This window comes from Mucilaginibacter sp. (genome assembly GCF_036383575.1).
Classification (GTDB): Bacteria; Bacteroidota; Bacteroidia; order Sphingobacteriales; family Sphingobacteriaceae; genus Mucilaginibacter.
Window position 1 is genome coordinate 1 of the sequence record NZ_DASVOB010000200.1, and the last position, 6,880, is coordinate 6,880.

General features: G+C 42.4%; 4 protein-coding genes. 1 reads left to right on the plus strand and 3 read right to left on the minus strand.

Annotation, left to right across the window (positions count from 1 at the left end):
- On the plus strand, window positions 1-2,217 hold a 2,217-nt coding region (locus VF500_RS07260; protein ID WP_330859032.1), incomplete at its 5' end, for a DUF2723 domain-containing protein.
- Between the two features lie 61 nt (window positions 2,218-2,278).
- On the opposite strand, the gene VF500_RS07265 is transcribed toward VF500_RS07260, so the two are convergent.
- From VF500_RS07265 to VF500_RS07275, 3 genes are all read right to left on the minus strand, one after another.
- The gene (locus tag VF500_RS07265; RefSeq protein WP_330859033.1) at window positions 2,279-3,181 is read right to left on the minus strand and encodes a metallophosphoesterase family protein; all 903 of its coding nucleotides are present in this window, start codon (window positions 3,179-3,181) and stop codon (window positions 2,279-2,281) included.
- Window positions 3,182-3,392: 211 nt separating this feature from the next.
- On the minus strand, window positions 3,393-6,497 hold the full coding sequence (locus VF500_RS07270; RefSeq protein ID WP_330859034.1) for a lantibiotic dehydratase: 3,105 nt from the start codon (window positions 6,495-6,497) through the stop codon (window positions 3,393-3,395).
- Window positions 6,498-6,607: 110 nt separating this feature from the next.
- A complete protein-coding gene (locus VF500_RS07275) occupies window positions 6,608-6,781 on the minus strand; it encodes a hypothetical protein (RefSeq protein ID WP_330859035.1) in 174 nt (57 codons plus the stop codon).
- Between the last annotated feature and the right edge of the window lie 99 nt (window positions 6,782-6,880).

A 6,880-nucleotide genomic window follows, 5' to 3' on the forward strand; every position in this document is an offset into this window, starting at 1 on the left:
CTTGTAGCCGGCATCTGGTACAGCATCCGTAAACAAAAGCATTTTTTAAATGTGAGCCTCCTTTGTATCGTGTTCATCTACTTTGGTTACAGCTCATTTGTTTATATCCCGATCCGGGCATCAGCAGGAACCAATCTCAATAACTCGCACCCCAGCGATGCATTTACGATGTATGAATACCTTAACCGTACCCAGTACGGTGAAACACCTTTGCTTAAAGGCCCTTTATTTGATGCCAAAATAACCGACGTTACCGATGGCACGCCGCTTTACCGCAAAGGCAAAAAACAATATGAGATAGCCTATAACAAGCCCAATTATGTTTATGACCATACCAGCATCCTGCCCCGTATGTGGTCGACAGAAGAGAATACTACCTATGCCCAGGACGCTCAGTTTTACCGCGACTGGCTCCAGTTAAGCGACAATGCTACTCCTACCTTTTCAGATAATTTAAGGTGGATGTTCAGCTGGCAAATGTACCAGATGTACTGGCGCTATTTTATGTGGAACTTTGTTGGCCGCTACAATGATGACGATATGGAAGGCCAAACCAACATGAACGGCATCGGCGGCAACTGGACATCCGGTTTATTCAACAATACCTCCAATACGCCGAAATCCATATTGAATAATGTTACCTATACCCCGCTTTATGCCCTGCCTTTAGTAGTTGGCTTATTAGGGATGCTTTATCATTTCAAGAAAAGAAAGAAAGATGCACTCGTAATCACTTTGCTGTTCTTTTTTACCGGGCTGGCCATTGTGCTGTATGTTAACCAGCCATCAATACAACCGCGTGAGCGTGATTACTCGTACGTCGGTTCGTTTTATGCTTTTGCCATCTGGATTGGTTTAGGGTTGATAGCATTGATCGATCTGATACCTAAAAAGATCAATCCGCGGTTTGCAACAATTGGGGCCTTTGTTATTTGCACTATTGTTGGCCCTGTTTTGCTGGCCAGTAAAGAGTGGAAAAACCACGACCGTTCAACCAAAATGGCGGCACATGACATGGCCTATAATTACCTGATGTCCTGCCCTAAAAATGCTATTTTGTTTGATTTGGGCGATAATGATACTTACTCCTTATGGTACGACCAGGAAGTGGAAAACATCCGCCCCGATGTACGTATCGTAAACCTGAGCCTGTTAAGTGCCGATTGGTCGGTAAGGCAAATGCAGCGCAAAATAAACCAGGCCGATGCTTTGCCCATCACCATGAACTTCGACAAATACAAACTGGGCACCCGAGATGTGATCAGGTATAATGATGCCAAAATACCGGGCTACACCGATGTGAAAGACATATTTGATTTCATTACTTCAGATGATAAACGTACCCATGTTGAATATACCAACGGCACTACAGAAAACTATCTGCCTACCAAAAACTTCAAGCTGGCAGTCAATGCCGATGATGTAATGAAGAACAAGGTTATCACACCCGAACAAAAAGGCTTGCTAACGGATACCATGAAATGGAAATTTCCGCCTAATTATATTACCAAAGAAAACCTTGCATTAATAGATATCCTCGCCCATAATGACTGGAAACGGCCAATTTGTTTCACTACGTCTATTGGCCAAACAAGTATGGTTGGCTTACAGCCATATTTGTACCAGGAGGGGTTTGCTTACCGCCTGCTGCCTTTCAAAACAGATTCGTCTATAAGCGATCAGCTTTCAAAAACCAACAGCCTGGTGATGTACAGCAATGTGATGGATAAATTTAAATTCGGGAACTTTAAAACAGCCAAATATCTTGACCAGCAATCAACTACCATGTTTTTCCCTCAAATGGTATCTGTTTTTTCCGATCTTTCTGCAGGGTTATTGAAAGATGGGCACCGCGACCTTGCACTTAACACGCTGCATAAATATGAAGATGTAATGCCCGACATCAACCCTAACTTTATGACCGCGCAGGGTAAAATCACTATGGCCGATACCTCTTACAAGCTGGACTACGCCAAATTGGGAAATAAGCTTATCAAAAGCGTTAACGGCTACTTAACCGATAAGCTTGATTATAACTACCATCAATTGCAAAAGGATACAGGCCGGTTAAGCCCGCGTGATGTGCAGATCAGCATGACGCTGCTTAATAACATGGTTGCCATTACGCATAACAGCAATCAAAAAGAACTAAGCGGCCAATTACTTGCCCAGCTTAATGACTATGCCGATAAGTTTAAAAGCATTCTCCAGCTCTAAACAACCAACATATATATGCATGGGGCAGGCTATTTAATTTAGCTTGCCCCTTTTTTATGTTTTAATAATTCACGTATTTCTCGTCGAAAGTACCATCGGCATACAAATCGATCAAACCGTAGCCAGGAGCCGTTTCGCGGCGGTTACCTTCCCACCATGCGCCGGAAACTGCGCCGTTGCACAGGTAGGTAACATTGTTATAAACCACCTTATCGCGCATGTGCAGGTGCCCGCTCAGGCATAGCTTTACGTTAGGGTGCTGGTAAAACAGGTTTATGATCTTAGCGGTATCGGTATGCATATCGCCGCCAAGCATTGTCCACTTGTTTACAATATCATCTTCAATCATCAGCAGGGCTGTTAATATTGGTATGTGCGACATTACCATCACCGGCATATTTGCATCGGTAGCTTTCAACTCGTCACTGAGCCAGTTAAGCTGTTCATCGCCCAACTTACCTATGTACCAGGTATTATCAATATCCAAATGAACACTATCAAGCACAATGATCTTCCAGCCGTTTTTTACCATGCTGTAGTAAGGTTTTACGAGCTGCAACTTGTCGAGGGCGTATTTTTTCCCGTAGATGGCTTGCCCTTTATCGTCTTCATACCACCAGATATCATGATTGCCTAAACAGTAGTGAACGGGCAGGCTGCATTCATTCTTCATGATATTTTGCACCAGCTTCCATTGATCATTAATGGTGCCGATGTTCTCCTTGTTCATATCAAAAACAATATCACCGCCATTTAACACCATATCAACCTTTGGCGTTTGCTGTTGCAGATGATGAAGGCACCTGGTGAACCTGGCCGGAGCATCAAACTTATCCTTCAGGTGCACATCGGTAATATGGGCTATCCGTAATGCCGGCTTTGCAGTTGTTGTTGTTTTACCAAGCGCTAACGAAGGCGCCAGGAGCAGGCCGCCTATATTTTTTAATGCTGATCTTCTTTCCATAATGTAAAAGTTGCCTTGCAAGCAAAAGCAGGGTCAAAAATACATTTATAATACTGGTGAGATGCAGGAACGCCTGTTAAACTTTTATTAAGAAAACAATGATCGAACACTTAAATAAAACAAAAAGTCTTCCAGGTTAATAGAAGACTTAATGCGATTTGTGTAGGGAAGGTTAAAGTATCATTTAAGGGCATTTAGCCCTTTATTTTAGTTAGTGCAGGTATGGCCTGCCCGAGTGGTAATCCCCCGCGGCATATTTACTGCCATAGCCTGTTTCTTTATCTTGTAAAACCGACTTATAATAAAGCAGCAGAAAGTCGTATACACCAAGTTCATAAACCCGTTGCCTGGTTTTAAACAGGCGGTTCATGCTCATCTGAATAAGGCTGATCACAAGCAAGTTCAAGTCCTGCGGAACCGTTCCGGATGAGATCAGCTCAGAAAGCAGCGAGGTTGCTGGCCGGTTGTTTAAACTCCGGTACCGGAGCAGATCATCGCCAATAACCGCGGCACCTTCGGCAAAGAGCCCTTCAATTTTGTTCCGGTAGTGCCGGTATTTAAAAGTCAGTTGCTTTGAAAGCAGGTTATCGTAGTTAGCTTCAGGGTACGATGATGCAACATGCAACTCCATCAACTCGATCTTTTGCAGCAACTGAAAATCAAAATCATTCAAAAGCCTGTCAATTGACAACAGCCCCCAAAGCCACCTCACCTCTTCGAAGTTTTCGGTCATATCAGCTCTCGATATAAGACTGGCTATGGCAAGACTGTCATTGAAAAACAACTGCTCAACAAGTTCAATCGATGCTTCGCCATAGCGTTCCAGTTCACGCTCATAAGTATCAAACTGAACCTTCCAGATCTGTTTTGATTTGATCAGGGCCGCAAATGAACTGTTTATGCTTTGAATTACCCTGCCTAACGCAAACACTGAAGCCAGGTGAACCCTGAAACGGATATGAGGTTCAGGGTCGGCATATCGTATATAAAACCATTGATCTATCAGATCATCATGGTAAAGCTTCTTGCTAAGCTGAATAAGTTCATTGCCAATTATCTGATCCGCGGTTTTAATACCGCAATATAATTTCACATATAACCATTCATCACCCGGGAAAAACTGGCGTTTAGCCGCATTTGTACTCAAAGGTGTCATGCCTGCATATTTGCCGGTTATTTTTTCGCCGCGTTTTAAAACAGCAACAAACTGGTTACCAATAAGCTTTTCATCCTTCTTTTTAAGCATGATATTATTGCGTTCGCCAATGTATTCCTGTAAAATAATTTCATTCTTTTTTTTGCATGATGAAAGCCAGGCAGCAACCTCAAGCCTGCTATTGGTATGCACAACCAATTCATTGTCGGTATCGGTAAAAACAAAAGCTTCAGGCAGGTTCCAGTATTTAATAAATTTGGCCCACGCTCCGTAGTAATCAACCGCTATTTCTTTTAACAACTGCTGTAAATCGGCGTTGGTTATATGCCAGGTTTTCAAGGCTAATATTACGCCTCCGTAAACAATCCTTGGCGTTTTGGTTACACCAAGCTTAGGCAATATATCAAGATTAAAACCAAGTTCATATTTTGAATCCTGGCATTGCAAATCGGCCAGGAACTGATATACAGGCAAGGCCGTCATTCCGTAATTATATGCTGTATTTAAACGGGGAATAATCCTTTTACCCAATTTGGCCGAACGCAACACAACATTATTTCCTTTAATGGATACAAGCAGATCCGATAAATTAACCTCCTGTCCGTCGGCGCTTACCTGAGTTTGCAACTGGTGGTTACGGTATGGTGCCGAACCAAAATTCCCCAAACAATCATTGGGCGTGTGTACAATTTCGGCAACTATTGCCGGCTCATAGAGCCGGGCTTCAGTTTCAGCTATTTCGTCAAGGATCTGACCAAAATTCCTATCAGATCTGGCCAAACGACCGAGCATCGCAGTACCTGCCGGCCAGCCGCAATGTTCAAGATAAAGCAAGGGTTCATCATCACCCGAAATACGGAACATTACCGAAAAACTTGGAGGCAATTCATCTTCATTAGCCTTGATATTGTCAAATTGCGAGTCTTGCAAATGAATAATTTCCTGCCCGGGATTATTAACAATTTGCCCTATAAGCCACTTCACGGCACCGGTATATGGCAGGTCTTCGCCATCGCTTATATGATTTGATGATTCTGCAAAGCGCTTTGTTGCATAGCCGATGCCTTTTTCAGGATCAAGCACATCCGTTAGCGGAATTTCCTGCTCATGATATCGGTCACTGAAGCGTTTAATAAACGTTTCCAGATTTTTACTTTGCCGCCTGGGTGTAATCCGGTTAAGCATATCAATGGCATCAAGCAATTTATCAGCATAAGCCTTATCAAGCGTAGCTGAAGCCCCCTGCCTAAAATAATCAACCTGCAACAGTGTTCCCTGTGAGGCGTCACCTAACAAATCTTTCAAAATCATAGCTACCTTATTATTTTTTGTAATTACACTATCGGCACCGATCAGCACCTGCTTAATGGTATTCAGTTTTGATAAATGGTTTTGTACTTTTTCGCTTTGATCAGCTAACCGCGTAAAAATGCCAATGACATGATCAAGGTATTCTTCCCCATCAATATTGGGCTCAAGCTCGCTCCACAAAACCTGGCTTTCAATAAGCTGGCTTAAGAAAGCTGTAGCGTCGCGCTCGGTTTTTCCAAGCGTTTGCGTTATAAATGAATGTATTGAATTGTATGGTCTGATGTTTTCACAAAAGCTAACCACAGCCTGCACATCATGAGATGCCTTTACCGATGACGCTTTATACTTACCACTGTTTAAAGTTTGGTGCTCAATTTTACGATAGGCCCCATTTAAAGTATACAATGTTTTATTTACACTATAACTCAACAATGTACGCGTTCCCTTATCATTTAAAAATTGGCGGTTTATATTAACCCCTGCGGTAACATTAAGCCTTACATGCTGATAATCGCTGCCGAGCTGTAAATTGGTGGCATCCCCCCAGGTAACAGGAGCGCAACCTGCAAATAACCCTAATGGATTGGTGCCGGTTGCGCTCCTGTTAATAAATTTAGCAAGGGTTATTTCAAGCCTTTCCCGCTTTTTTACATCACTAATTTTATCCAGATGCAAAGCCGCTTCATACAAATCTTTCGAGGTAAGCCAAAGCGCCTGCATAAATAGCTCATCCTCAATGAATGCCCGGATGGTTTCTTTATCAATCGCTTCCGCGCAGTCAAATGCAGGAAACCTGAGCATCAGGCTTGATGAAAATTTATATTGCCCGGAAAGCTTTGCTGTTTTCATTATAGTTGCCCTTCGATGATAACTGCATTATTTACAAATGAGTCATTCCTCAAACTATTACTTGACCTAATGGTGGATAAAACGGCCACTAACCGCCGCACCAACAACAGCTAAAAACCTGTACTGCTTGTAGTTTTCATAGTTTCGGTAGTAGTAGTGCCCGCTAACTCATAAAAACCACCTGCGCCATTTCTAATTGAGCCATTAGCAGTAAGCACGCGGTTTAAAACCTGTACCTGTTTAATTTGAATCTTTGGTAAAGAAGCTTTGTCGTGATTTTTCATAATTTTAAACTTTTAAATGGTTGTGAATGATTAGTTATTTAACCCAAATAGTATAAATTTGGTTAACAGGCTTTTACCGAGAAAAAATTTAGTACCAAT

Bases quoted from the DNA above. Each gene is read 5' to 3' on its own strand.
- VF500_RS07275 (WP_330859035.1), bottom strand. From the start codon at position 6,781: ATGAAAAATCACGACAAAGCTTCTTTACCAAAGATTCAAATTAAACAG.
- VF500_RS07270 (WP_330859034.1), bottom strand. From the start codon at position 6,497: ATGAAAACAGCAAAGCTTTCCGGGCAATATAAATTTTCATCAAGCCTG.
- VF500_RS07265 (WP_330859033.1), bottom strand. From the start codon at position 3,181: ATGGAAAGAAGATCAGCATTAAAAAATATAGGCGGCCTGCTCCTGGCG.